Genomic DNA, 25,799 nt, shown 5'->3' on the forward strand with positions numbered 1-25,799 from the left:
ATGCGTAAGGGATTATTGATATTTGTGCTGATGATGGGCTTCCTCCGCCTTGGGGCGCAGGAATTGAATTCCCCGCAGCTGTCTCAGTACCTGGCAGACAACCCTTTCGTATTGGCTCCTACTTATGCAGGGATTGGGGACCATGTTAAGATCCGGCTCAATGGCCTCAGCCAGTGGGTCGGCATCAAGGATGCTCCCCAAACCCAATCTTTGGCAGCCGATGCCCGTATCGGCAACAAATCGGGGCTGGGTGTCTTTCTGTACAATGACAAGAATGGTTATACCCGGCAGCAGGGGGCGCGACTGTCCTTTGCCCACCACCTTACCCTGGACCGCTATGAAGACGAGTTCCTCTCCCTGGGAATTTCGTATAACTTCAACCAGTTCAGGATTGATATAGAAGAATTCCAGAACCTTAACGGAGATCCTTCCGTAACGGACGACCGCTCAACCAGCAACCACAACTTTGATGTTGGGGTTATGTACCGTAAAAACAAGTTTTACGTGAGTGTGAATGCGTCCAATTTACTCGATAAGGACCTGAGAAGCTTTAACCCTGTGTTTGAGCCTAACCAGCTTCGGAATTATTACGTCTATACCGGTTTTCGCTATTCAAAAAACAAAAATAGCCGGGTTGAGATTGAACCCTCGGTGCTGTATAAGCTCTTTGAAAGTGACGGGCGTTCTGAAACCGACCTTAACATGAAGGTCCGGCTTTATGATTTTGAAGATTATTACTACGGGGGTGTTAACTATCGCTTCCTGAATGACCAAATCGGAAAACCGCTCTATATCGCACCCTTCGTCGGGTTTAAAAAGAGTAATTTTTACTTTGGGTACTCCTTCCAGGTTATTTTGAATGAAATTCTGGCTTTTAGTTATGGTACCCACGTTATTACAGTGGGAATGGACCTCTTTCAGGGCCTTAGTAACTGCCGTTGCACCTATTGATCTTTCTTCCGCTTCCTTTTGCTTTTTTGCACTAGCTTTGCAGTTCTATGGAAGGCTTAATTGAACTTAAAAATATCCGGGTATACGCCTATCATGGCTGCCTGGAAGAAGAGTCCCTGATTGGCTCGGATTACCGGGTAGACCTAACGGTGGGCGCAGACCTTTCCAGGTCCGCCAAAACCGATTCCTTGTCGGATACCGTGGATTATGTGCTGCTCAACAAAATTGTTACTGATGAAATGCACAAACGTTCTAAATTGCTGGAAAATGTAGCCATGCGCATCCTGGATCGGATCTTTGAAGAGGAGCCGGCCGTAGGCTATGCCGAGGTCGCAGTCTCCAAAATAAACCCACCACTGGGCGGAGATGTGCAGCAGGTTAGCGTTTGTCTTTCGAAAAAGCGCTGAGATATTTTAGGAAGCGCGAAAAAATAGTAACTTTGTGCACTTTTTAAAGGCATCGTGGCCGAGTGGCTAGGCACAGCTCTGCAAAAGCTTGTACAGCGGTTCGAATCCGCTCGATGCCTCAGAAAACCCTGAAGAAATTCGGGGTTTTTTTATTCATTAATAAGTTCGATTCCCTTCTCTATACTGAGTTTGTCTTTGGGTAAAAATCCCTTAATAATCATTACAATGCCACAAATGATGAGTACAACCCCAAGGATTTTCTTAACTATTCCAATTCGTTCCCGGGTAAGTTTTTTACGCAACTGTTTAGCAAGTAATATTTTGAGGATATCCGTAGTCAGATAAGCCCCGAGCATAGCAGAAAAGAAAGTGATGATACGGTCAGGCTGGTTGTCCAGGCTTGGGCCCACAATGATAATTACGCCCAACCAGAAAACCAGAACTCCTATATTGATAAAATTCAGAAGGAACCCTTTTACAAACAAGCCCAGGTAGTCCGTGCCTTTGGTGACAATTCGGGGTTCTTTTCCTTTAAAATCGGATCTGAAAAAAGTTGTAATCCCGTATACCAGCAAAATAACACCTCCAAAAACGTACAATCCCGGCTGGTTGCTGAGGTTTTCAAGGAGTTGAAAACTGGAAAAGTAAGCGATTACCAAAAAAAATATGTCGGCCAGAACAACCCCCAGGTCCAAAGCCAAACCGGCACGAAAGCCTTTGGTAGCCGCGGTCTCCAGCAGTACAAAGAATACAGGCCCTACCATAAAGGCCAGTAAAAAGCCCAGTGGTATCGCTGCCTGTATATCCTCTATCATAGTGGCTTACATCCTTTTAATAGTTCCCCCAAATACTGTTTTTTCGTCCATTTTAGCCGGATTACCAAATACAAAAACCTTTCCCCCGGCTTTTACCGTAGCCTGAACATAGTCGGTAGCGTTAATTTCTGCAGTAGAGCCTGCATTTACATTTACCGTACAGAAATCGGTTTTAAAAGCTTTTCCGTTATATATCCCTCCGGTATTGATTTGTACGTCCTGGTTTTGAGATTTTCCATCCGCAGTAATAATACCCCCGGACACCGCTTTCACCAGAAACTGGGTAACATCTGCCTTCACCCTTATCTCTCCTCCTTCCTGGGCCTTTACTTCCAGCACCTCTTGTTTGATAAGGCCTTCGGAAACAATTCGGGCATCTTCATTTACATCTATTACCAATATGGGTTCTTTATAGTAAACATCCACAAAAGTCCGGTAGCCGCTGAATATCTTTGTGATCTGCATCCGGATCTTCAGTACCCCGTCATTATTCACAATGGCGACCTGTTCGGTGTTCGCACCCCTGATAACCGCTTCATTTCTGTCGCTGCGAATCAAAGACACAGAGATCCCGTCAAAAACCTTTATCTCCCGAAACGATTCCAGCTCTTGTGTACTCTGGGCTATGAGTGCCCGCTGGCCCGAAAAAACCAATAGGAGTATTGCTATTAAGAATGTTTTACGGTACAAATACATTCTGTTTGTTGTTTATTCCCGGGTTGGTTTGGATTATTTCTCCAGTACCAGGCTAAAGTCCAGGTGGCGTTTTACTAGGTCGGTATTTTTAACCATCACGGTTACCTCGTCTCCGAGTTGATACATTTTGCCTTTTCGTTCCCCCACCAGGGCATACTGTTTCTCATCAAAGGTATAATAATCGTCTTTTATATCCCGTATCCGCACCATACCTTCACACTTGTTTTCGATGATCTCCACATAAATCCCCCATTCGGTAACCCCGGAAATAACGCCCTTAAAGGGACTGTCACGGTGGTCTTCCATAAATTTAATCTGCATGTATTTTATAGAATCCCGCTCTGCACTGGCTGCAAGACTCTCCATTTCTGAAGAGTGCTTTGATTTTTCATCATACTCTTCAGATTTAGGGGGTTTTCCACCTTCCAGATAATGCTGCAACAGCCGATGTACCATTACATCCGGATAGCGCCTGATAGGAGAGGTAAAATGGGTATAATAGTCAAAAGCCAGGCCGTAATGCCCTATGTTGTCCGTACTGTACACAGCCTTACTCATGCTGCGAATGGCCAGTGTATCTACCAGGTTCTGTTCTTTTTGCCCTTTTACATCCTCCAATAACTGATTCAGAGAACTGTTGAGCGCCTTTTTATTTTTAAAATTCAGCTGGTGCCCAAAACGTTTGACTATCCCATTAAGGGCTATAAGCTTATCTTCGTCCGGCTGGTCGTGAATCCGATATATAAAAGTCTTCTGAGGTTGCTGTTTTCCTATAAACTCAGCTACTTTTCTATTGGCCAGCAGCATAAATTCTTCAATGAGCTTATTAGCATCCTTGCTTTCTTTAAAGTATACCCCTACTGGTTCATTATCTTTGTCAAGTTTAAATTTGACCTCTAACTTATCAAAGGAAATAGCACCCTGATCCATCCGTTTTTTTCGCATTGTTTTTGCAAGACGGTCCATGGTCTGTATAGCCTCTACCACCTCATCAGCAATACGGTAACTCTCCCCGCGAATTGAAATATCTGCTGGAATATCTGCTTTTTTGCTTTCAATTACATGCTGCGCTTCCTCATAAGCAAACCGCTCATCAGAATGTGTAACCGTTCTACCGAACCACTGATTGCGGATCTCTGCCTGAGGGCTCAGCTCGAAAATAGCTGAGAAAGTAAGTTTATCTTCTTTGGGTCTCAGGGAACAGGCATTATTCGATAGAATTTCAGGAAGCATAGGTACCACCCTGTCTACCAGGTATACTGAAGTAGCCCGGTTATAGGCCTCCTCCTCAAGGAGCGTATCAGGTTGCACGTAATGGGATACATCTGCAATATGAATTCCAACTTCAAAATTCCCATTTTCAAGCTTTCTGAAAGAAAGTGCATCGTCAAAATCTTTAGCATCCTTTGGATCTATGGTAAAGGTAAGCACATCCCTCAGGTCTTTTCTTTTAGCAATTTCTGACGCTTGTATTCGTGTATCCAGCTTATCTGCATCCCTTTCCACTTCTGCAGGAAAAGTGTATGGTAAACCGTATTCTGCCAGGATAGAATGTATTTCAGTATCGTGCTCACCAGGCTTTCCAAGTATTTCGGTAATCTTTCCGTAGGGAGAATCGGCATCATCCGGCCAACTTGTGATTTCAACAACTACCTTTTCATGGTTCTGGGCACCATTAAGATCTGACAGTGAAACAAAAATATCGGTATACATTCGGTTGTCCGTTGGGCGGATAAACGCAAATGATTTATACAGATCCACTATCCCTACAAAACTGGTTTTCTTCCGGCTGATGATACGTGTGATCTTTCCTTCCGGCCGGCTTCCTTTTCGTTTCTGGAACAGTTGTACCTCAACGGTATCTTTATGAAAGGCTCTATTTATATTCGGATAGTTAATAAATATATCCTGATCCAACTCCTCTGTAGTGATATAGGCATTTCCCTGTGAATTTACATCCACAACACCTATATAAGTCTCAGGGGTATGTTTCGCTTTGAATTTACCTCTTGATACTTTTTCAATCCTGTCTTTAGCAGTTAATTGCTCTAATTTCTTGATGAGGATATTGCGTCTTTCTGTATCTGTGATTTCAAGTTTGGAAGCAATTTGTTTGTAGTTATAGCTGCTTTTTGGATCTGCTTCTAAAACCGTAAATATTCCTTTAGTAACTTCGTTATTCAGATGATTTGTTGCCCTTTTCTTTTTCTTCGACATTAATCTTTTTATTTCGGCGCAAATTACGAATAATATTGGCAGCAGTCCGTTATAGCCCTCATAATGCGCTGTTAAGAAATAAACATTCTTATATTAATCATTATATATTCTTTTATTAAAATAAATAAAATGTTCTATTATGATTGCTTGTTAATTGCGGTAAAAAATTCCAGTTGAAAATTTGATTTATCCACTGTTAAAAACATATCGACAGTCTTTAAAATATGAAAAGGATCAGGATCAGCTATTTAAATCACTTATTAACGAATCTTAATAACGTCATTAAACAATGTTTTCTTTAAAAAATTACAGAATCTTTTTGTTTATTTCTTCTAAAAAAGTGTTGTTCAATTCCTGATAAATTTTTAGAATAACTGTTGCAATTAGGTATTTAATTTTACAATGGAGAAATTCCGGCTGAAATCAAAATGTAATTATTAAATAGTTATTCAAATTTCTGAACAGCATTCCACTTTTTTAAGTTATTCATAACTAATACTTTAGATTAAACATCTTTTTTATTGTTAACAGTCCTGTTTCGGATGATTCAAAATCGGTTTTGTACCTTTATAGGAGTGATAAATAGAAGCAAATGAAAATTTCAATTGGGAATGACCACGCAGGCACAGAATACAAGCTGGCCATTATCGGATTGTTAAAATCAATGGATATTGAAGTTGAAAATTATGGCACAGACGGTACAGACAGTGTAGATTACCCAGACTTTATTCATCCGGTATCCGAAGATGTGTCTTCAGGGAAGGCAGATTTTGGAATTATAATTTGTGGCAGTGGCAATGGCGCCACCATGACTGCTAATAAACACCAGAAAGTGAGGGCTGCCTTATGCTGGAATAAGGAGATCGTATCCCTGGCACGAGAACACAATAATGCCAATATTTTAAGTTTGCCAGCGCGTTTTATTGCGATTCCCCAGGCACTGGACATGGTAAAGACCTTTTTAAACACTCCTTTTGAGGGAGGTAGGCATCAAAGAAGAATAGATAAGATTCCTTGTTATTGAAAGGGGCGCTTAATAGCTACCAATACTAAAGCCTTTACAATATTATGGGGCATCACCACCATCATTCCAGTGAGGTAAAAGGTAAAAACCTGCTGATCTCCATTATCCTGAATATTGTCATTACTGTGGCACAGGTGATTGGAGGTATCCTTTCGGGGAGTCTGGCGCTACTATCTGACGCGCTCCACAATTTTAGCGATGTCATTTCCTTAATTATAAGCTATATAGCTAATATTTTATCAAGAAAAAAAGCTTCTACCAATAAAACCTTTGGATATAAAAGGGCTGAGATTATTGCGGCCTTTGTTAATTCAGCCACACTAATTGTAGTAGCCATCCTCCTGATCAAAGAAGCCATTGAACGGCTTATTAGTCCGGAACAAGTAGGTTCCGAGATCGTTATCGGCCTTTCCTTATTAGGGATTCTTGCAAACGGTTTTAGTGTGCTGCTCTTGAAAAAAGATGCTAACCGCAATATGAATATGAAATCTGCCTATCTGCATCTTTTTACAGATATGATGGCTTCAGTAGCGGTACTTGCAGGGGGGATACTTATGTATTTCTATGGTTTGTACTGGATAGATCCCTTATTAACAGTGCTGATTGCATTTTATTTGGTTTATATGGGTTATGACCTGCTCAGATCTTCCACCCGGGTATTGATGCTTTTCACACCCGAAACCATAGAGGTTCAGAAAATTGTGGAAAGTATCGCAACCATAAAACCCATTAAGAATGTACACCATGTACATATTTGGCAGTTAAATGAAGATGAAGTTCACCTGGAGGCCCATATTGATTTCGCAGATGACATAACCTTATCTCAATTCGATGCTATTTTGCTGGCTATTGAAGAAAAGGTATATCATGAATTTGGAATAAACCATGTCAATATCCAACCGGAATTCGGGAAATGCGACAGCAAACAACTAATTGTTCAGGACTGAATGAAAATACTGGTTAAATCATTTAGTGAACTCAGCGTGGAAGAATTATACGCTCTCTTGCAGTTGCGTTCCGATATTTTTGTGGTGGAACAACAGTGTATTTACCTGGACCTGGATGGGATAGATACAAAGGCGGTTCACGTTCTGGGGTATGAGGGGTCAGAACTGGCAGCCTACACCCGTATATTCAGGGCAGGTGATAACATGGAGCTGGCCAGTATCGGGCGGGTAGCCGTACAACAAGGTTACAGGGGCCAGGGCAAAGGAGTGGAAATAATGAAAGCCTCCCTTGAGGCGGTGGCATCAGAATTCGGCGAAAAGGATGTGGCTATTTCCGCCCAGACTTACCTGATTGAATTCTACGAAGGGCTTGGTTTTAAAAAAAAGGGGGATATCTATCTTGAAGACGATATCCCTCACATTAAAATGATTCGTACCCCTGATTAGGAAATTTTAATCGGTTCTTTGTTTCCGAGGTTGAGCTCCTCCAAAAGCGTATCTGTAAATTTGTAGTGACCCCTGAATGTAATGATCCTGAAGCGGTTGGATTTCATACGACTCAGTGTATCGAGAAAAAGCCATTTAGACTTAAGCATCACAGGCTTTTCTGATTTCAGGCTGATGTCGAAAAAATACTTCTGACCATTCTTGGTAGCTGTTATGTCTGGCGTAACAGGATTGCCAGTGCTTTTCTTAATGTAAGACTTTGGGGTTTCATAACCCTCCATATCTACTTTGATATTGTCAAACCCCCGGGACTGAAGATGTTCTACGGACCGTTCCAGAACATCCAGATTATCTTGTTTTTCTAGTTTTATCATAACTGATAAGATAGGAAAAAAAATGAGAAATGCAAATACAAAAAGGGGTTTAACATAGATTTAATGAATTAAAAACCAATTATTTAATCCAGATTAATGGTCCTTCCCTCCCGGATGGAACGGTCTGCCGCCAACACAATTTTTAAACTATTGACAGCATCTGTCAGATGTGATGATAAATCCAGATCACTTTTGATGGCCTTGTAAAAGAACTGTTGTTCCAGCTCACAAAGTTGTTGGTGAGTAGGTTCATCCTCCATTGGAAATAGACTATCTGCATGAAGGAAGTCTCCCTGAGCGTTTGTAGCAGCATTATGCAGTCGCAGTACGCCGGTCTGTGTGTGTCCCTGCAGATCATCTGTTGCCTTTTCTTGCAAATCTTCCATTGAAACAGACCCCAGGGGCCCCATAACATCTTTAATGAAATGCGCATTAGCGCTGATCATAGGCCCCCAGCCAGCCTCATACCAGCCTATGGAGCCGTCCTCAAAGCGAACCTGTAATTGTCCGTAGTTGTACATCTCCGCTCCGATTTCGTCACTCAGGCGCGCTCCAATAGCGCTTACACTTACCGGTCGGGAAGCGGTTATCTGGCACATTACGTCTACATAATGAACCCCGCAATCTACTATTGGTGACATAGATTGCATCAATTGCCGGTGCGTGTACCACTGAGGCCCGGAACTCTGTTGATTCAGGTTCATACGCATGACCAAAGGTTTTCCAAGGGTCTTTGCCAGTTCAATAAAGCGGCTCCAGGAGGGGTGCACCCGGAGAATATAGCCTACTACCAGTTTTAAACCGCTGTCTTTTGCCAGTCTGAGTAGCTCAGAGGCCTCTTCAGTAGTTAGTGCAATGGGTTTTTCAACAAACACATGGCAGCCCGCGTTCAGGGATTCTTTAACCAGGGAGCCGTGGCTGTCCGGATACGTATTGATGGAAACGGCTTGTGCATTGGTATGTTTAAGGGCCTGCTGCAGGCTGGAAAATGTAGGGTATCCGCCAAGTTTTTTTGAGAGTTTGTTTCGGCTTTCCGGGCTCCGGCTGACCAGGGCCGCAATTTCAAAGCCCGGGAGTTGCTGGTAGGCCAGAGCATGGCTGCTGCCCATATTGCCGCAGCCCACAACAATAACAGGGATCTTATTTTTCACTTGTCTTAAGGCTAAAAGCGATTATTTTATTCCCTTTAGGTGTCCCCAGCTTTTCACCCCCACAGGCTAGGGCGATGAATTGCCTTCCACCAGTCTCATAAATAGCAGGGGTTGCAAAAGCCGGAACCGGTAATTTATATTCCCATAGTAGTTTGCCATTATGACGGTTAAAAGCTCTGAAGTAACCATCTTTTGTAGCTGCTATAAAGAGCAGCCCATTTTCTGTAACTACCGGTCCGCCATAGTTTTCTGAACCGGTTGGGGCCTCTCCTTTTTCCTTCAGCTCAGGGGTGTCACCCAAAGTTACTGACCATAAATATTCCCCCGAATTAAGATCAACGGCATGTAGCGTTCCCCAGGGTGGGTTAATAGCCGGCCGGCCGTTTTCATCCAGGAATTTATGGTACCCCAGGTGCTTATAAGGTAGTTCTGGCTCAGCCAGATTGGTATCGGCAAGCTGTATTTCCATTTTACTCTCTTCTGTGTTAAAGAGGAAAGCCAATAAAGCTTTTTCCTGCTCGGGCTTAATCTGTGGAAAACCAGGCATCATTCCTTTTCCCTGTTGGATCAGCAGGCTAACCTCTTCAGCACTTTTGCGCAACTCCAGCCCCTGAAGGGAAGGGAAGCCGCTTTGTGGCATCCCTGAGCGGTCTGCCTGGTGACAAACCAGGCAATAGGTGTTGTAAAGGCGGGCTCCTAAAGATCCATCGCCTTCACTTCCGGCTACTGACATCTGGAGGAACCAGGCCATTTCATTGGAGTTAATGTAGAGGATGCCGTTTTGCGGATCTGCAGCAGCCCCTCCCCATTCTGCACCCCCATCGTAACCCGGCAATAATAATACAGGATCCAATCCGGGCGGGGCATATAGCCTTTTATCAGAAGAGCGCAGCAGTGCTTTGAGCGCATCGGGATTGGGAGCATAAGGACTGATATCATGTTCGGTGAGGGATTCGGCCTGGCGCGCAAAAGGAAGGGGTTTTTTCGGTACGGGTTGGGTAGGCCAGGTAGCTTCCCCCTGCAGGTCTGATTCCGGGACCGGACGCTCTTCAATTTCAAAAAGCGACTCCCCCGTAAAACGGTCAAACACGAAGACATACCCCTGTTTGGTTATCTGTGCAACTGCCGGGACAACTTCACCGCGGCTGTTTTTAACAGATAACAGGTTCGGCGGCGCAGGAGGATCCCGGTCCCAGAGATCATGATGTGTAAACTGGTAATGCCAGATCCGTTCTCCTGTATTGGCATCAAGGGCAAGCAGGCAATTTGAATAAAGATTTGCTCCTTTTCGATTGCCGCCATAGAAGTCCGGGGCAGCGGAGCCCGTTGGGACATATATAATTTCATTTTCTACATCCAGGGCCATCCCAGCCCAATTGTTAGCTCCTCCGACAGAACTGTTGCGTATATTTTCCAGCTCCCATGTATCGGCCCCGGCTTCACCGGGAGAGGGCAGCGTATGGAATACCCACGCCAAACGGCCACTTAAAACGTCAAAGGCCATAATATCACCGGGGGCAGCCCCGGCCCCCTCTGCCACCCGGGTGGGCATAATAATAAGGTCCCCGTAAATGGTGCCCGGACTGCTTGAGGTTACAAATTTATCCAGGGCATCAGCCGGCAACCCGGATTTCAGGCTGATTTTTCCGGAATCCCCAAAAGAATCTACCGGCTTTCCGCTAAGGGCATCCAGGGCCCATAAGTCCGACCCAATGGTATAGTAAATACGCCGGTCTTCACCCTTTTCCCAATAACTGACCCCCCTGCTGGTGGCATACCAGGCATTCAGGCTGTCGCCAAAGACCCACAGTTCCTTTCCGGTTCTGGCATTTATGGCAAATGGCCGCATTGCAGCGCTAATGCCATATAAGATAGAATCTACAATTATGGGATTCATCTGCATTTGTCCGGTATCCGGGGCTTCATATTCCCAGGCAACTTCGAGCTGAGTAATATTATCGGGGCTAAAGGCCGCCAGGGAGCTGTAGTGAGTTCTTCCGGGATCCCCCAGGTAATGGGCCCACCCTATATAAGAATCCGGATTAATAGGCCCCTTTTCGGGCTCGCATCCAAAAACCAAATAAACAAGGACGAGGCAAAAAACATACCCAGGACTAAAAATGCGCATGGCGGTGGGTTTACCACTTAAAAGTAGCGAATTCAAAGCAAATTTATGGAAGGAATTAACCCGTTGAGAACAAATCCCTGCTGCTTTGGCGTACCGCCGAAAGATATCCGGATCCGAAAAGGTTGAGGTGTACCAGCAGGTAGTACAACTGGTAGAGCTGCTGCCTTTTTTCCCATCCCTGCTGTTGGGGTCTCAGGCTGTAATACCCCTGGTAGAAACTCTCCGGAAAACCACCGAAAAGTCGGCTCATGGCCAGGTCTACCTCGGCATGCCCGCAATAAACAGCAGGGTCTATAAGAAAAAATCGACCTCCGGAATACTGATAGTTCCCACCCCAAAGGTCTCCGTGCAATAAAGAGGGTTCCAACAGAGGCGTCATATCCGCAATGGCATCCAGTAAAATATCTGCCTCAGCAACCCATGCATTTTGAAACAATCCTTTTTTAAGTGCCAGCTGATATTGTGGCAGCAGTCTTTCAAAGACGTAAAAGGAGGCCCAATTGGGGTGCGAATTATTTTGCTGGGGCAGGGATCCGATAAAATTGGGCCTGGCCCATCCAAAACCAGGCTGACGTTGATTGTGCATACGGGCCAGGTCCCTGCCAAAGGAACGGAAGTCTCCGGGAGGGGGATCGGGCTTCAGATATTCCAGCAGCAGCACCGCTCCATTTGGAATACGGGAACAGCCCAGTACTTCGGGAACCGGAAGGCAATTGAGCCCGCCAATGGCTTGCAGGCCTTCCTGTTCCGCATCCAGCACTTTAAAGGCATTTCCCCCTTTAAGCACCTTGGCAAAAAGGTCTCCCTTCTCTGTTTTTAACTGCAGGGCTTCTGCAATATCTCCGCCACCGAGCCGGATGGCACTTTTGATTTTTATACCAAAGCAAGTGCCGATATGCTCCAAGAGGGAAGTGCCGCCCATTTACAAAGCAAACTTTTGTCCCTCGCGGGCGATGTGGTAACCTGCAGCCTCAATGGTTCTGGAGGCGCTGCTTTGGGGGTCCAGTAACGGATTGGTGTGGTTAAAGTGGATGAAATGGATTTTATCTCGCTCTGCAGCAGGCAATCCATCCAGAAGTTTGCGGGATTCCACCACAAAAGGATGGGGGATTTCAGCCATGTCCCGATATCCCAATTCTGCAGCATCGTAAAAGGTGGCATCTACGAAAGCCAGGTCAACACTTTTCAGTTTTTCCGCAATGGAGACCTCCCAGCGATCCCACTTATCGATATCCGGGATAAATAGCAGGCTTTTTTGCGGGCCCCTGATTTCAAAACCAACCGTTTCGGAGTATTCATCCCGATGCGGTACCCGGAAGGGGATTACCATTAATTCATCAGAGAGCAGCTGGGGTTGCTGGTTGTACAGAGGCTGCAACACGATATTTTCTAATTCCACCAGCTGATTCCAGGGGCCGTTTTCCCTTAGGAACCTTTGCATTCCCGGCATGGCAAAAACAGCTATCCCGGAAGCATTCAGCGCTTCTCTTCCGAGGAACATCAGGCCGGAATAATGCCCTATATGGGCATGTGTCAGGAATATGCCATCTGTATGTCTGCCAGACCCGAAACCCGCATAATGGATCAATTTCTGAAGTTGTGATCCCAGGTCCGGAGTGGCCTCAAACAAATAGGACTTTCGGGTAGTTCGGTCGATAAGCCCCAGGGAAACGACCTTTCTTGAAGCATCAGGATTCTGCCACAGCACCTTACAACAATCCCTGCTGCAACCAATATGAGGGGAGCCTCCATCCTGCAGGTTCCCGAGGATTACCAATTCAACTGACGGGGATGGTTCTGCAACAGCAGCAGGGGAGGGCTTTTCCCGCTCTGTTCCCATACATCCCAGTAACAGGATCAGAGAAAAAAAAGCCGAAATTGCACTTCCTGCAGTTTTCATACTCGCCTATTGCAGGATCTTTTGGTAGCTTGCGGGGTTGGCAAGTACTTCCCGGGAAGTAGTAATGGCCTCGTCATTATTCAGGTAGTAATCGTAGAGCCCCTCCCGATAGGCATAGCGCTTGACTATTTCATCCTCAAGTTTTTTCCCGATCTCACGGGAATAACGATTAAGCCCACTCAGTTTGCTCTTGTCGATATCGGTCAGCAATTTTTCAAAATCAGCTTTTATTTCCGGCGTAAAGATCAGGGCTTCCTTATTTGTAAGGGCATCCCGCAGCGTTTTCTCAGTTTTGGTTTCGAAGGAAAAATCACTTTCACTTACAAAGGAGATAAACTCCTTATACAAGCCCTCCGACATACCAAAACCTGCAGGCGTTGTTTCCGGATGGCCGTAATAATAATTTGTGGCAAAATCGAAAATAAGGTTGTTGCGGTCCAGGGCGTTTATGAGTTCATTGGAGCGCAGGGCCGTTATCTCTATATCAGGCATAACCCCGCCACCATCTGTAACTTTGCGGCCATTGCGGGTTGTAAACTCCTGGAAGCTGGTATTGCGAACGGCCTTTCCGGAAGCATCCCTGTTCCAGTAATCAAGGGCCTGGATACAGCGTCCGGAAGGCGTGTAGTACCGGCTGATGGTTACCTTTAGCTGGGTGCCGTAGGTTAGTTTCAAAGGCCTTTGAACCAGACCCTTCCCAAAACTACGGGCTCCTATAACTACTGCCCGGTCCAGGTCCTGAAGTCCGCCGGATACTATCTCACTGGCCGAGGCGCTCTGGCCGTTTACCAGTACAACCAGTGGAATGTTTTCGTCAACCGCATTTCCGCGGGTTCGGTATTCCTGGTTGAATTTTTTCACCTTGGACTTGGTAGTTACTATCAATTCTCCTTTAGGGACAAATAGGTTGGTTACGTTTATGGCTTCGGAAAGCAGCCCTCCCGGATTGTTCCTCAAATCCAGAATCAGGCGTTCGGCCCCCTGGTCTTTTAGCTCCAGAATGGCGTTTTTGGTTTGGTCTGAAGCCTTTGCATTAAACCGGGAAAGCACTATATAGCCAGTTTTGTCATCAGCCATTTTGTAGAAAGGCACCGCATCGATTTCAATGGCATCCCGCTGAATGGTTGCCGTATTGATTTTCCCCTGTCTTCGGAAGGTTACCTGAACATCAGAATTGTTCGCACCCTTAAGCAGGTCTGCCGCGTCATCCTTGAAATCGGCTACGGAAATATCCCCTATCATGATGATTTCATCCCCTGCCTTTAAGCCGGCCTTATCGGCCGGATAACCCTTATAGGGCTCCACAATCAGCAATTTATTTTCATAGGAGCGAACCAGCGCACCAATGCCGGAATATTCCCCGGCATTGTTGATCTTATATGCCTCAACATCCTGTTCGTTTAGAAACTGCGTATAAGGGTCCAGGTCTTCTAACATGTTCTTGATGGCCGTATCCATTAATTCAGCGGGGTTGGTCTCATCCACGTAGTTCATGTTGAGTTCTTTGAACAGGGTCGTAAAGATTTCTATTTGTTTGGCGATTTCGAAAAAATCGCTCTTAAAGCCAGAGGCCGTAAGCAAGACCGCAACGGCGATCAGAGGGATAAAGACTTTAGTTTTGATGTATTTTTTCATTTGAACAGAACTTTTGCAACAGCTGGTAAACAGCCTTTTCTAATTGATGGTATTCCGGAAGCTTTTTTCCAAGGTATAAAAATACCAACGCATAGCTTCCTTCAGTATTGTTAAAAAATTGAGGCTTTTGGGTCCTATAGGCTTCCCGGAGGTGTCTTTTGATGCGATTTCGGTCTGTTGCTTTTTTTACGGACCTTTTCGGTACTGCAAAACCGGCGCGCATACCCGGGGTGGCAGATTTTTCTAAGGGCTGGTAATAGAGGCTCAGCGGAAACGCCTTTAACTGCTTGCCCTCCCTAAAAAGCGATTCCCAGCGTTTTTTGCCGGACAACCTTTCTGATTTGGGAAAGCGGAAAGTAACCATGCTTCAAAAGTACCAAAATATTCCGGTTAGGGCAGGCTGATAATTATCATATAAAACCCTGTCTTCAAGCTGTAACTTGCCTGAATCAACCATACCCAGACAGACGGGTTAAATCTTGGATTCTTATGGGAATTTTAAGCGTCAAGCCCCTTAACACCAGTGCCGAAAGGGCAGAATACATCAAACAATTACTGACGGATATTAAAACGCTGGAGACCATGCTAAAGGAGCAGGTTTTCGAGAAAGAGGCCATCCATATTGGGGCAGAACAGGAGTTTTGCCTCGTAAACGAAGATTGGGAACCCTCCAATCAGGCTCCCGAAATCCTGAAGGAAATAAACGAAAGGCATTTTACAAATGAACTGACTTGCTACAACCTGGAAATAAACCTGGACCCTCTCAGGCTGGAAGGCAGCTGTTTTTCGCAAATGCACAGGCAACTGAACGCTTTGCTGGACCGGGCGCAGGAAGCTGCCGATGCATATCGGAACAAAATCATCATTACCGGAATACTGCCAACGATTCGCACGGAACACATGGGCGAAGACTATATGACCCCGGCCAAACGGTACAAGGTTCTTAATCAGGCAATTAAGGCTATCAGGGGGGCAGAGGTAGAATTGCATATCCGCGGGGTAGACGAGGTTAACCTGCACCATGACTCTATTATGTACGAAGGCTGCAATACCAGCTTCCAGGCCCATTTGCAGATCAATCCGGAGACGTTTGCCGACACATACAACTGGGCCCAGGCCATAGCTGGTCCAATCCTGAGTATTTGCACTAATTCTCCCATGCTGATGGGGCGGGAATTATGGGCGGAAAGCCGGATTGCGCTATTTACCCAGAGCGTGGATACGCGTAAGAGCACTTTTCTGCTCAATGAACGGGAACCCCGGGTAGGTTTTGGCAGTGCCTGGGCAAGTGGCAGCGCGGCCGATTTTTTTAAGCAATCAATTGTTCGCTTCAGAAGCCTCATCACTGCAGATTTCGATAAGGAGGACAGCTGGCAACAGTTGCAGAAGGGTAGCACGCCCAAGTTATCTGCCCTTAATCTTCACAATGGTACCGTCTATCCCTGGAATCGTCTCTGTTACGGCAGTGGCAAGGGGAAACCGCACCTGCGAATCGAAAACCGTTATCTGCCATCAGGGCCTACCACTTCGGATGAGATCGCCAATCTGATGTTTTGGGTAGGGGTGATGCAGGGGAAACCCAGGAAATGGGATCAGATCCATACAAAAATGGATTTCAGGGATGCCAAACACAATTTTTTCAGCGCTGCCCGATATGGAATGGGGGCCCAGTTCCATTGGGACGGGAAGGTTGTCCCGGCCCGGGAATTGCTACTGGAGTTCTTCCTGCCCATAGCCTATAAGGGATTGCGCAATTTGCGTGTTGATACCGCAGATATTGAGCGCTATCTCGGCATCATTGAAAATCGTATCTTCAATCAGAATGGTTCGGACTGGATGGTACAATCTTACAGGAACCTGAGAAAACAACATAATATTCCGGATGCACTTAAGGAGTTGACCGCCAATCTTTTTGAACGTTCTTATAAAGGGTATCCTGTAGATGCCTGGAAGCCCGTAAGCGGGAATCAGCAAAAGCTAAGCCAGAACGATCCTCAAGTGAGGGACCTGATGAGCACTCGTATTATTACGGCACAGGAAGAAGACAGCGCAGCCCTGGTGGTTCATTTAATGAAATGGAACCGTATCCACCATCTGCCTATCCTCAATTCGGACAATGAATTTTCAGGCTTGCTTAGCTGGAAAGACGTATCCGGGATTGCCGATACAGAAAGCATATACGATACAAGCATCCGGGCAATGATGAAAAAACTGGTGCTTACCACCAAAGGCGAGACCCGGGCTGCTGAGGCAAAAAAACAAATGAAAGAATTAAAAATCAGTTGCCTGCCGGTTTTGCAAGGTAATACCCTGGTTGGGATCCTAACATTGAATGACTTTGACAAATAGCAATATTACAGTGCAAGAAAGCCTGCCGGTAACGACAACAAGCCGGCTTATCGGAAAGACGGGGACTTCAAAAGAAGGCCCGACCCTTATTGTATTTGGTGGAATTCACGGAAATGAGCCTGCGGGGGTTAAAGCACTCGATGAGGTTTTTAAACAGCTTAATGCTGCCGACACACCTCCAATCCGGGGTTCTTTTATAGGTATACGCGGTAATCCTGCTGCCCTACGAGCTAACAAGAGGTTTTTAAAATCAGACCTGAATCGATTGTGGACCAAACCAAATTTATCTCACATCCTCCTGAAACTTCCTGAGGATCTTGAGCATGAGGAGGCAGAAGCCCTGGAACTCAGAGAGCTCCTTTTTTCCATTTTAAAGCGAAACAGCCCACCCTTTTATTTTATAGACTTACATACTACTTCCAGCCCCACCCTTCCTTTTATCACCATCAATGATGCGATGATCAACAGGAAGTTTTCAAGGCTGTTTCCGGTTCCTGTAATACTCGGGATCGAAGAATTCCTTGAGGGGCCCTTGTTAAGTTATATCAATGAGCTGGGGTATGTTTCACTGGGGTTTGAATCCGGACAGCACCAGGACCCCGGGGCCGTGGTGAATGCCCGGGCGTTTATCTGGCAAACACTTGTATACAGCGGTTTGCTGGAGGATTCTGAGGTGCCCTTCCTAAAGGAGGAAATTGAACACCTGAAAAAAGCAAGTGGTGGCAACCGCACTTTTTACGAGGTATACCACCGGCATTTGTTGGACCGGACACATGACTTTTGCATGGAAAATGGCTTTGCCAGTTTTCAAAAGGTAAAGAAAGGTGAGGTCCTGGCTAAAAGTAAAGCGGGAGACATTCACATGCCAAAAGACGGAATGATATTTATGCCGCTTTACCAGGAGCAGGGGGAAGAAGGCTTTTTCCTGATCCGTCCCATTCCGGCCTGGGCACTGAAATTTTCAGCCTGGCTTCGAAAAAGGAGGTTCCAGGATTTTCTCCACTGGTTACCCGGGATTCGCTGGCAGGACCCGGGTGGTGACAAAATCAGGGTTAACCTGCGAATCGCCCGCTTCTTCAGCAAGCAAATATTCCATTTACTGGGATACCGGAGCAAGCAGGCAGATGAGACCCACCTGATACTGAGCAACCGGGAACGCAATGCGAGAAATTCAGACTACTCCACCACCCGGTGGTACCGCAATAAGGCCTGAGGCCTATTCGGATGCCTGCCAGAGGTTGTTTGAAAGATCCACATCGGCCATAAGCTGGGAGGGATCAATCACAATGGCCTGTATCTGGTCTACAGGCGCGTCCACCTCAATGGTATAGCTGGGCTGTGCCCAGGGCCAGTCTTCGAGGACCTTCCGCTCAATTCCGGGGTATGGGTTGCCTTTTTCGCCCCGCATCATCCGCAGCGGCATATACAGCAATTTCCGGCTTCCGTCCTTATATACCACCAGGAGGTCTATTGGCATGGGCATTAGTCCGATGCGTTCCAGCTCAATAGCAGTTTTGTTATTTCCGCCGGCTGATACCGACCGAATCCCGTAATCTATAGTGTTGGTTGTCTGGGCAAAATCAGTCAGGTACCAGTCCAGTTCCAATCCGGATACCTTCTCGGCACTTCGTTTGATGTCATTGGGGGTGGGGTGCTTAAATTTAAAGTCCTGGAAGTATTTCCGCAGGCTCTCCATCAGCTTGTCCTGTCCGATTACATAACCCAGCTGTGCCAGAAATACAGCACCCTTACTATATGCAGAAGTCCCGTAACCGGAATTAAAATCATAACGGTCTGCATGGGTGGTTAGCGGCTGCTCCCTTCCCGATTCGACCAGGCGGTAATATCCCCTGTAGGAGCCTTCAAATGGGTTGGATTTTTGCTGGTCCATAATCTTATTCATACACAGGGCAGAGACAAAGGAAGTAAAGCCCTCATCCATCCACTCGTGTTTGGATTCGTTGGTAGCCAACAAGTGCTGGAACCAGGAATGGGCCAGTTCATGGACCATCACCCCTACCAGGCTTCCAAAACTGCGTTCTCCGGTAATGAGAGTACTCATGGGATATTCCATTCCCCCGTCACCACCCTGTATTACTGAGTATTGTTCATAAGGGTAAGCACCTACATTGCGGCTGAAGAACTCCATGGCTTCAGCCGTTTTAGGCTGTAGCTTTTTCCAGTTTTCTTCCAGCTCCGGCTTATCCTTATAAAAAAAGTGTAAAAGCGGGCCATTGGCTACCCTGAGGGTGTCGTGGCGATATTCAGGATCTGCCGCCCACATAAAGTCATGTACCATGGGAGCCTTAAAATGCCAGGTAAGGGTTTTACCTTTTGAGCGCTTAACTTTTGTTCCGGGCGCCTGGTATCCATGCCCTATCTCAGCCGCGTTTTGCAGGTAACCCGTACCGCCGACCACATAGTTTTTATCAATAGTGAGTTTCAGGTCAAAATCTCCCCAGACCCCGTGGAATTCCCGGGCAATATACGGATGGGCATGCCAGCCTTCGAAGTCGTATTCAGCCATTTTTGGGTACCACTGGCTCATGGATAAGGCAACACCCTCCCTGTTATCGCGGCCAGATCTTCTGATTTGCAACGGGACCTGCCCTTCAAATTCCATTTCAAAAACACTGCTGGATGCCGGGGGGATGGGTTTCGCCAGGGAAACAACCAGGACAGTCCCCTCCAGCTCATAGGAAACAGGCGTTCCGTCCTGCATCAGTTTTGATGCTCTCAGGTACCCGATTTCGTTTGGCTGCAGACTGGCTATACGGCTTTGCCCATTAGCTATCATCCTGCCGTCAGGGTCCTCAATAGACTGCAAGCGCAGATCCATTTCACTACCTGGTTGAAAAGCGTTGAAATACATATGGTAGAAAACCCTGTTCAGGGAATCCGGAGAATTGTTGGTATAGGTCAGTTTCTGGGTCCCGGTGTAGCGGTAGGTCTCCACGTCCATAGCAACTTCCATCTGATAATCCACATGTTGCTGCCAATATGCCTGGTTCCCCTGTGCCTGCAAGAGACCGGTTCCCATTAAAAGATAAAACAGGTATTTCATGTCTTCTTATTTTTTAGATAATTCAACTGTCCCGGCCGCAACTCTGTCGGACAGGATAAGCGCGTTATAAGCATTTGCAATTTTTCCCGATTTGGAGGCTGTGGCAAAATCCCTTGAATTTTCCTGGGATCCACCCAGGATCACAGGTGTTTTCAGCGGAAGCCCGGACTGCATAATGATTTGTTTGACCTGGGAAGCAGATAACTTGGGGTGCCTGCCCCAGATAAGGGCAGCCAGGCCGCTCACTGCAGGTGCTGCCATGGAGGTGCCCCCCTGAAAGGTGTATTCATTGCCCGGCATGGTTGAATAGATTTCTCCTCCCGGAGCAAAGATGTCTACATTGCTGGTCCCGTAATTTGAAAAAGAGGAGATTATCTCTGACCCGTATTCCGGATCCAGGGACCCTACCGTCAGAACATTATTGGCAAACTCGGGTTCAATCCCCAACTGGTCATTCGGATAATTCTCATTTTTAGGATCATCCAGGTCCAGGGCATCGTTACCTGCCGCGTGAACGATCAGCACATCGTTCTGGGCTGCGTATTTTATGGCTTCATAAACCCATTCTGCATTGGGGGAAAAAGATTTACCAAAACTGGCATTGATTATCCGTGCCCCATTATCAACTGCATAGCGGATACCCAATGCAATATCCTTATCGTATTCATCTCCGTTAGGTACCGCACGGATGCTCATAATGGCCACATTATTTGCTATGCCGTCTACCCCTAATTTATTGCCCCTTTCGGCGGCTATGATCCCGGCCACGTGGGTACCATGCGATTCATCCTTCACCCGGTTTTTCGGGTTACCATTCCCATAACCCCTGTCGTTGAGTTCGTAAGGATTATCCCCTACCGGGTTGCGGCCATTAAAATCTACGTTCAGGTGGTACTTAACCCTTTCGTTAAAATAGGTAACGCCTTCTTTGAGCTGTTTGATAATTTCATCAATGCTGTCATCGAAGCTATACATCTGTTTTAATACCGCCTGGTGCTGTAGCAGTTCGGCATCTGTGGTCTTAATGCTGTTTACGTCCTCTTTGGTGTAATTCTCTGAATCTAAATGGGCCTTAACAGCGGCATCTGCATTCTGCACAGCCTGCAGAATTTGTTGATAGCGCTGCAGATTCGAGCTGGCTTCGTTAAGCTGTTCCTCCAGTTTGCTCTTGGCACGGGCCTGTAAGGCGGCATCCCCTAATTTTAATCTGAGGATTCGGGCGTGTTCAAGTTGCTCATAAACGGATTCGCCCAGGAAATTGTAACCGTGTACATCGTCTATATAGCCATTATTGTCATCATCTATTCCATTTCCTGCCTTTTCATCCTCATTGGTCCAAAGTACTCCATCCAGGTCTTCATGGTCAAGGTCAATCCCGGAATCAAGGACTGCTACAATTACCTCTTTTCCCTTTTTATTCCCTATGAGTTCGGAATAGGTGCGGTCTACGCTCATTCCCGGAATGGTGTCCAGAATCAGATCTGCATGCCCCCAGCGCTGCGACTGCGCTTCACTTAATTCCGACACCTTCAGGGGAACAGTGTCTATTTTTTCCATGGGGGTGCTTACCAATTGTGTGGATCCACAGCCGCTAAGGGTGATGGCTACCGCCCACAGCAGGACAGTAGGTTTTCTAAGAAGATTTTTCATATAAAAGTTATCCATTTAATTCAATTAAAATTTGCTCCGGGAAAAGGGGCACTTATCACTTCAAAACAACCCCGGTCCGCCATTGTTATAAAGCAAAGGGTTCCGTCCCGGCCCGCAAAGGTAAGATTGCTGGGCTTTTTACCCTTCAAAAAGTATTCCTTTAACAATTTTCCCTCCGGATTGAGCACCAAGAGGCTGCCCTTGTCATAACGCGCAACGTACAGATTTCCCCGGCTGTCACATCGCATACCGTCAAGGCCGTAATCTTCAAAGGAGGCAAAAAGCTCTTTTTTGAGCAGGTCTCCGCTGTCCGAAAGGGTATACCGCCATATTTTGCGTTGTGCAGACTCATTCACATAGAGGTAATGGCTGTCCGGGCTCAGGGTGATTCCGTTGGTGGTACCCATTCCGGTTTCCAAAACCGCAATGCTGCGGTCTGGCATAACCCTCCAGAGCTTTCCGCTGCCTTCTTTCCAATTCGGGTCGCTCAGGTAAATGCTTCCGTTGGGATGTATGCAGAGGTCGTTAGGCTGGTTCATCTCCGGGTGCGCTACCCATATTTCGGGCAGCCTGCTCCCTTTGGGCACCCGATACACCCGATGGGCCGTGTAATCGGCAATAAACATATTTCCCTCCCTGTCAAACTGTATGCCATTGCCCGTGCTTTCTTCAGGCAGGCGCAGAAATAACTCGGCCCTTCCATCCGGGCTGACCTTCCCTACGGTACCTTCCTCCTGAAAATTAACAGCATATATATTTCCGGAAGCGTCGGTTGCCGGTCCTTCGATTCCTGCGGTGAAGGTATGCTCCGGGAGCAGGTCTGAACTATCCGGCCCACAGGAAGCCAGCAGCGTTCCGGCCAGGGCACAAGCGACAAAAAACCCGTTACAGTTCATTAAAAGAGAAGGTTTTATCAAGGCGAACCCCTTTTTCGGTATGCTTTAGCAGCGCACACTGGTTGTGGGCGTCATGTTCAAAAAAGAGGATAAATTTTTCATCGGCAGCCCGCTTTAAGAACGCATCCTTTTCTTTTAAAGTGAGCAAGGGGCGGGTATCATACCCCATAACATAGGGCAGGGGGATATGGCCCACCGTGGGCAGCAGGTCCGCCATAAATACCAGGGTATGTCCTTTGTATGAAACATGGGGAATCATCTGCTTGTCTGTGTGCCCGTCTACATACAATACGCCAAAACCCAGTTCCGTCTGTTCCTGCCAGGATCCTGCATTACGATCCAGGAACCGCAGTTGCCCCGATTCTTCCATGGGCAGGAGGTTTTCTTTGAGGAAGGATGCTTTTTCGCGTGCGTTGGGCTGTATGGCCCACTGCCAGTGGGCTTCATTGGTCCAGAACTGCGCATTTTTAAAGGCCGGCTCGTATCCCGTCTGGTCTTTGTTCCACTGTATACTGCCCCCGCAATGGTCAAAATGCAGGTGGGTCATAAAAACATCGGTAATGTCGTCCCTATGGAAACCTGCAGCTTTCAGGGATTTATCCAGGCTGTGTTCCCCCCAGCGGTAATAGTAGCTGAAGAATTTTTCGGATTGCTTGTCACCCAGGCCTGTATCGATCAGCACTAGCCTGTTGCCATTTTCAATGAGGAGGCACCTGGCGGCTATATCTATCATGTTATTCGAATCGGCCGGATTGGTCCGGTTCCAGAGCGATTTGGGAACCACCCCGAACATGGCCCCGCCATCGAGCTTGAAGTTTCCGCATTCTATTGGGTAAAGCCTCATCAGGGTAAAAATACAATGGTTTCTGAAAGCGCCGGAAGGATTAACAGGGATTTTAACAAATTCTGAACAGCAATATGTCCTTGAGCAGAAAGGGCGTAACAACAATATTTGGCCGCGGATTAGGAGAACTGAGGATATTCGTTATTTTTGGTGGAATCACCAAGCTGAGCCCTATGATAGAATTAGCCATGATTGTAATACTGGGAATCGTAGCCCAATGGGTGGCCTGGCGGCTCAAGCTCCCGGCAATCCTGCCGCTCATTCTCATCGGCTTGCTGGTAGGGCCTGTTTCCACTTTATACACGGCAGACGGGGCCAAGCTTATTGAACCAATCTGGAATGGCAAGAAGGGGCTTTTCCCGGGGGATGGCCTTTATTACTTTGTTTCCCTGGCGATCAGTATCATCCTTTTTGAAGGCGGGCTTACGCTGAAGCGTTCCGAAATTGCCAATGTTGGCCCCATCATTACCAAACTGATAACCCTGGGGACGCTTACCACCTTTATCGGAGGGGGCATTGCCGCTCATTACGTCATGGACCTCAGCTGGCAGATTTCTTTCCTCTTCAGTGGCCTGATCATTGTAACCGGACCCACGGTAATTACACCAATTCTTCGGAATATCCCCTTAAAAAAAGACGTTTCCGCCGTCCTGAAATGGGAAGGCATCCTTATTGACCCCATCGGGGCATTGGTAGCCGTACTGGTATTTGAATTTATCAGCGTGGGGGAGGGGCAGGCCTACACCAAAACGGCCCTTATCGAATTCGGGAAGATACTGCTGTTCGGGACCACCTTCGGTTTTACTTTTGCCCACGCCCTGGCCTTTGCCATCAAAAGAAACTTTATCCCGCACTACCTGCTCAATGTCGTTTCACTTTCGGTGGTGCTGCTGGTCTTTATAGAATCCGACATCTTTGCCCATGAATCGGGCCTGCTGGCAGTAGTGGTGATGGGGATGGTACTGGGAAACATGAACCTGCCCAATATCAAGGAACTGCTATATTTTAAAGAATCCCTGAGTGTACTGCTGATTTCCATCCTTTTTATACTGCTGGCAGCGAATATCAATCTGGAGGATGTAAAACTGATCTATAACTGGGATACCGCCATCCTTTTTGCGATTGTCGTTTTTGCGATCCGCCCGGCGGCGGTGTTTCTGAGCGCGTATAAATCCAACCTGAAACTCAATGAAAAACTCTTTATTGGCTGGGTTGGGCCCAGGGGGATTGTAGCGGCTGGGATCGCGTCACTTTTCGGCTCCAAACTTATTGCCAAAGGGGAACCCGGGGCGGAAATCATCACTCCCCTGGTCTTTACTATCGTGCTTGGAACGGTCCTGCTGAACGCCACTACCGCACGGCTCTTCGCCAAATTGGTTGGGGTATTCCTCAACAAATCTGAAGGTATCCTGATCGTGGGGGCTTCCAAAGTCTCCAGGCTAATCGGAAGATACCTGCAGCGCAATAACCGCCACGTGGTACTCATAGACAACAACCGCTCCAATGTAGAAAAGGCTAAAAACCTCGGGCTGGAGGCACTCACGGCAAATATCTACTCAGACAACCTCACGGATAATATCGAATTGAACGATGTGGGATACCTGATGGCCCTTACTGCTAATTCGGACATCAACACCTACGCCATTGAAAAATTCAGGTCTGAGTTTGGTGAAAATGGCTCCTTCCGTATTGTGAGCAGCGATGAAATGGCTGATCCGGAGAACAACCCCGAGGAAGGGCTCTTCTCACACACGGATGATTTTATCAAACTAATGGAGGCTACCCGGAAATATCCGGCCATCCACGAAATAGAACTCACCAGTGAAGAGCATTACCACGGGCTGATAGAACTCACCAAAAAAGATGATGATATAATTCCGCTCTTTATTAAAACTCCCAGCGGGTCACTCGAAATTATTGGCTCTTTTTCCAATAAGGTTCAGGAAATAAGGGAAGGCTTTAAGCTGGTTTACCTGGGAAAAATGTTTGACCTGGATGTGGAAGATGAGGAAGAATCAGTAATGATAACCGAGAGCGACTAACTCCATAACAAGGATTATCCGTAAAAAGGCTGGGTCTTACGAATATCTACCTGAATATCTTCCGGAGCTACTTTAAAAGTATCCAGGGCCAGTAGCTTGTAGAAATGTACGGAAGATTCGCGCTTTATCTTTCCTTCCAGGAGTTCCAGATCTACTTCGCCCCCTTCCTGCTGCCAGGTAAATACGGAGTTCTGCTTTACAAGAATAATTTTATGGGAGGCTGTAAAATGGGCTATGTAGGTAGTCATGCAGGGGGCTTAAA

General features: G+C 46.6%; 23 protein-coding genes and 1 tRNA gene. 9 read left to right on the forward strand and 15 right to left on the reverse strand.

Annotated elements, in window-relative coordinates; all coding sequences use genetic code 11:
• The 3 genes from ACT6NU_RS06165 (at nt 1) to ACT6NU_RS06175 (ending at nt 1,477) form a co-directional block, all read left to right on the forward strand.
• Complete coding sequence (locus ACT6NU_RS06165) at nt 1-951, forward strand: PorP/SprF family type IX secretion system membrane protein (protein WP_445383588.1); 951 nt, start codon at nt 1-3, stop codon at nt 949-951.
• 47 nt (nt 952-998) lie between these two features.
• Nucleotides 999-1,358: a dihydroneopterin aldolase gene (gene folB / locus ACT6NU_RS06170; RefSeq protein WP_445383589.1), complete on the forward strand. Its 360-nt coding sequence runs from the start codon at nt 999-1,001 to the stop codon at nt 1,356-1,358.
• A gap of 48 nt (nt 1,359-1,406) precedes the next feature.
• Nucleotides 1,407-1,477 (forward strand) — tRNA-Cys (locus tag ACT6NU_RS06175).
• Nucleotides 1,478-1,507: 30 nt separating this feature from the next.
• Here the strand turns inward: ACT6NU_RS06175 and ACT6NU_RS06180 are convergent.
• From ACT6NU_RS06180 to rnr, 3 genes are read right to left on the reverse strand one after another with little or no spacing between them, the layout of a single operon-like run.
• Nucleotides 1,508-2,173, reverse strand: coding sequence for a LysE family translocator (locus tag ACT6NU_RS06180; protein ID WP_445383590.1), 666 nt, complete (start codon nt 2,171-2,173; stop codon nt 1,508-1,510).
• A gap of 6 nt (nt 2,174-2,179) precedes the next feature.
• On the reverse strand, nt 2,180-2,863 hold the full coding sequence (locus tag ACT6NU_RS06185; RefSeq protein ID WP_445383591.1) for a head GIN domain-containing protein: 684 nt from the start codon (nt 2,861-2,863) through the stop codon (nt 2,180-2,182).
• Between the two features lie 39 nt (nt 2,864-2,902).
• Entirely contained in the window at nt 2,903-5,086 is a 2,184-nt protein-coding gene (rnr, locus tag ACT6NU_RS06190; protein WP_445383592.1) for a ribonuclease R, read from the reverse strand.
• A gap of 592 nt (nt 5,087-5,678) precedes the next feature.
• Between rnr and ACT6NU_RS06195 the strand changes: the two genes are divergently transcribed.
• From ACT6NU_RS06195 to ACT6NU_RS06205, 3 genes are read left to right on the forward strand one after another with little or no spacing between them, the layout of a single operon-like run.
• Nucleotides 5,679-6,110 carry an RpiB/LacA/LacB family sugar-phosphate isomerase gene (locus ACT6NU_RS06195; protein WP_445383593.1) on the forward strand — a complete coding sequence of 144 codons (432 nt, stop codon included), beginning with the start codon at nt 5,679-5,681 and terminating at the stop codon, nt 6,108-6,110.
• Between the two features lie 44 nt (nt 6,111-6,154).
• Nucleotides 6,155-7,057, forward strand: a complete 903-nt coding sequence (locus ACT6NU_RS06200) for a cation diffusion facilitator family transporter (protein WP_445383594.1) — start codon at nt 6,155-6,157, stop codon at nt 7,055-7,057.
• Nucleotides 7,058-7,504: a GNAT family N-acetyltransferase gene (locus ACT6NU_RS06205; RefSeq protein WP_445383595.1), complete on the forward strand. Its 447-nt coding sequence runs from the start codon at nt 7,058-7,060 to the stop codon at nt 7,502-7,504.
• Here ACT6NU_RS06205 and ACT6NU_RS06210 read toward each other — a convergent pair.
• From ACT6NU_RS06210 to rnpA, 7 genes are all read right to left on the reverse strand, one after another.
• The gene (locus ACT6NU_RS06210; RefSeq protein ID WP_445383596.1) at nt 7,501-7,878 is read right to left on the reverse strand and encodes a hypothetical protein; all 378 of its coding nucleotides are present in this window, start codon (nt 7,876-7,878) and stop codon (nt 7,501-7,503) included. The genes ACT6NU_RS06205 and ACT6NU_RS06210 overlap by 4 nt on opposite strands.
• A gap of 83 nt (nt 7,879-7,961) precedes the next feature.
• The gene (locus ACT6NU_RS06215) at nt 7,962-9,029 is read right to left on the reverse strand and encodes a Gfo/Idh/MocA family protein (protein ID WP_445383597.1); all 1,068 of its coding nucleotides are present in this window, start codon (nt 9,027-9,029) and stop codon (nt 7,962-7,964) included.
• A complete protein-coding gene (locus tag ACT6NU_RS06220; RefSeq protein WP_445383598.1) occupies nt 9,019-11,157 on the reverse strand; it encodes a pyrroloquinoline quinone-dependent dehydrogenase in 2,139 nt (712 codons plus the stop codon). The genes ACT6NU_RS06215 and ACT6NU_RS06220 overlap by 11 nt, the downstream gene beginning before the upstream one ends.
• A gap of 55 nt (nt 11,158-11,212) precedes the next feature.
• Nucleotides 11,213-12,079 (reverse strand): fructosamine kinase family protein, encoded by an 867-nt coding sequence (locus ACT6NU_RS06225; protein ID WP_445383599.1) that lies wholly within the window; start codon nt 12,077-12,079, stop codon nt 11,213-11,215.
• Complete coding sequence (locus tag ACT6NU_RS06230) at nt 12,080-13,057, reverse strand: MBL fold metallo-hydrolase (RefSeq protein WP_445383600.1); 978 nt, start codon at nt 13,055-13,057, stop codon at nt 12,080-12,082.
• A 6-nt stretch (nt 13,058-13,063) separates the two neighbouring features.
• Nucleotides 13,064-14,692 (reverse strand): S41 family peptidase, encoded by a 1,629-nt coding sequence (locus tag ACT6NU_RS06235; protein ID WP_445383601.1) that lies wholly within the window; start codon nt 14,690-14,692, stop codon nt 13,064-13,066.
• The gene (gene rnpA, locus ACT6NU_RS06240; RefSeq protein WP_445383602.1) at nt 14,670-15,056 is read right to left on the reverse strand and encodes a ribonuclease P protein component; all 387 of its coding nucleotides are present in this window, start codon (nt 15,054-15,056) and stop codon (nt 14,670-14,672) included. Before rnpA ends, ACT6NU_RS06235 begins: the two co-directional genes overlap by 23 nt.
• A 125-nt stretch (nt 15,057-15,181) precedes the next feature.
• Between rnpA and ACT6NU_RS06245 the strand changes: the two genes are divergently transcribed.
• A complete protein-coding gene (locus ACT6NU_RS06245; RefSeq protein ID WP_445383603.1) occupies nt 15,182-17,041 on the forward strand; it encodes a CBS domain-containing protein in 1,860 nt (619 codons plus the stop codon).
• 10 nt (nt 17,042-17,051) lie between these two features.
• Nucleotides 17,052-18,254: a succinylglutamate desuccinylase/aspartoacylase family protein gene (locus ACT6NU_RS06250; RefSeq protein WP_445383604.1), complete on the forward strand. Its 1,203-nt coding sequence runs from the start codon at nt 17,052-17,054 to the stop codon at nt 18,252-18,254.
• Nucleotides 18,255-18,257: 3 nt separating this feature from the next.
• Here the strand turns inward: ACT6NU_RS06250 and ACT6NU_RS06255 are convergent, their stop codons facing one another.
• From ACT6NU_RS06255 to ACT6NU_RS06270, 4 genes are read right to left on the reverse strand one after another with little or no spacing between them, the layout of a single operon-like run.
• The gene (locus ACT6NU_RS06255) at nt 18,258-20,105 is read right to left on the reverse strand and encodes a M1 family metallopeptidase (RefSeq protein WP_445383605.1); all 1,848 of its coding nucleotides are present in this window, start codon (nt 20,103-20,105) and stop codon (nt 18,258-18,260) included.
• Nucleotides 20,106-20,111: 6 nt separating this feature from the next.
• Entirely contained in the window at nt 20,112-21,755 is a 1,644-nt protein-coding gene (locus ACT6NU_RS06260) for a S8 family serine peptidase (protein WP_445383606.1), read from the reverse strand.
• Nucleotides 21,756-21,775: 20 nt separating this feature from the next.
• A complete protein-coding gene (locus tag ACT6NU_RS06265; protein ID WP_445383607.1) occupies nt 21,776-22,651 on the reverse strand; it encodes an SMP-30/gluconolactonase/LRE family protein in 876 nt (291 codons plus the stop codon).
• Nucleotides 22,641-23,495 (reverse strand): MBL fold metallo-hydrolase, encoded by an 855-nt coding sequence (locus tag ACT6NU_RS06270; protein WP_445383608.1) that lies wholly within the window; start codon nt 23,493-23,495, stop codon nt 22,641-22,643. The genes ACT6NU_RS06265 and ACT6NU_RS06270 overlap by 11 nt, the downstream gene beginning before the upstream one ends.
• Nucleotides 23,496-23,668: 173 nt before the next feature.
• On the opposite strand from ACT6NU_RS06270, the gene ACT6NU_RS06275 reads away from it, so the two are divergent.
• Nucleotides 23,669-25,537 (forward strand): cation:proton antiporter, encoded by a 1,869-nt coding sequence (locus ACT6NU_RS06275; RefSeq protein ID WP_445383609.1) that lies wholly within the window; start codon nt 23,669-23,671, stop codon nt 25,535-25,537.
• A gap of 14 nt (nt 25,538-25,551) precedes the next feature.
• On the opposite strand, the gene ACT6NU_RS06280 is transcribed toward ACT6NU_RS06275, so the two are convergent.
• Nucleotides 25,552-25,785 (reverse strand): GTP-binding protein LepA, encoded by a 234-nt coding sequence (locus tag ACT6NU_RS06280; RefSeq protein ID WP_445383610.1) that lies wholly within the window; start codon nt 25,783-25,785, stop codon nt 25,552-25,554.
• Between the last annotated feature and the right edge of the window lie 14 nt (nt 25,786-25,799).

Source organism: Robiginitalea rubriflava, assembly GCF_052540725.1.

Bases quoted from the DNA above. Each gene is read 5' to 3' on its own strand.
- ACT6NU_RS06265 (WP_445383607.1), bottom strand. From the start codon at position 22,651: ATGAACTGTAACGGGTTTTTTGTCGCTTGTGCCCTGGCCGGAACGCTG.
- ACT6NU_RS06225 (WP_445383599.1), bottom strand. From the start codon at position 12,079: ATGGGCGGCACTTCCCTCTTGGAGCATATCGGCACTTGCTTTGGTATA.
- rnr (WP_445383592.1), bottom strand. From the start codon at position 5,086: ATGTCGAAGAAAAAGAAAAGGGCAACAAATCATCTGAATAACGAAGTT.
- ACT6NU_RS06230 (WP_445383600.1), bottom strand. From the start codon at position 13,057: ATGAAAACTGCAGGAAGTGCAATTTCGGCTTTTTTTTCTCTGATCCTG.
- ACT6NU_RS06200 (WP_445383594.1), top strand. From the start codon at position 6,155: ATGGGGCATCACCACCATCATTCCAGTGAGGTAAAAGGTAAAAACCTG.
- folB (WP_445383589.1), top strand. From the start codon at position 999: ATGGAAGGCTTAATTGAACTTAAAAATATCCGGGTATACGCCTATCAT.
- ACT6NU_RS06165 (WP_445383588.1), top strand. From the start codon at position 1: ATGCGTAAGGGATTATTGATATTTGTGCTGATGATGGGCTTCCTCCGC.
- ACT6NU_RS06255 (WP_445383605.1), bottom strand. From the start codon at position 20,105: ATGAAATACCTGTTTTATCTTTTAATGGGAACCGGTCTCTTGCAGGCA.
- ACT6NU_RS06245 (WP_445383603.1), top strand. From the start codon at position 15,182: ATGGGAATTTTAAGCGTCAAGCCCCTTAACACCAGTGCCGAAAGGGCA.
- ACT6NU_RS06180 (WP_445383590.1), bottom strand. From the start codon at position 2,173: ATGATAGAGGATATACAGGCAGCGATACCACTGGGCTTTTTACTGGCC.
- ACT6NU_RS06235 (WP_445383601.1), bottom strand. From the start codon at position 14,692: ATGAAAAAATACATCAAAACTAAAGTCTTTATCCCTCTGATCGCCGTT.
- ACT6NU_RS06270 (WP_445383608.1), bottom strand. From the start codon at position 23,495: ATGAGGCTTTACCCAATAGAATGCGGAAACTTCAAGCTCGATGGCGGG.
- ACT6NU_RS06205 (WP_445383595.1), top strand. From the start codon at position 7,058: ATGAAAATACTGGTTAAATCATTTAGTGAACTCAGCGTGGAAGAATTA.
- ACT6NU_RS06260 (WP_445383606.1), bottom strand. From the start codon at position 21,755: ATGAAAAATCTTCTTAGAAAACCTACTGTCCTGCTGTGGGCGGTAGCC.
- ACT6NU_RS06210 (WP_445383596.1), bottom strand. From the start codon at position 7,878: ATGATAAAACTAGAAAAACAAGATAATCTGGATGTTCTGGAACGGTCC.
- ACT6NU_RS06275 (WP_445383609.1), top strand. From the start codon at position 23,669: ATGATAGAATTAGCCATGATTGTAATACTGGGAATCGTAGCCCAATGG.
- ACT6NU_RS06280 (WP_445383610.1), bottom strand. From the start codon at position 25,785: ATGACTACCTACATAGCCCATTTTACAGCCTCCCATAAAATTATTCTT.
- ACT6NU_RS06195 (WP_445383593.1), top strand. From the start codon at position 5,679: ATGAAAATTTCAATTGGGAATGACCACGCAGGCACAGAATACAAGCTG.
- rnpA (WP_445383602.1), bottom strand. From the start codon at position 15,056: ATGGTTACTTTCCGCTTTCCCAAATCAGAAAGGTTGTCCGGCAAAAAA.
- ACT6NU_RS06220 (WP_445383598.1), bottom strand. From the start codon at position 11,157: ATGCGCATTTTTAGTCCTGGGTATGTTTTTTGCCTCGTCCTTGTTTAT.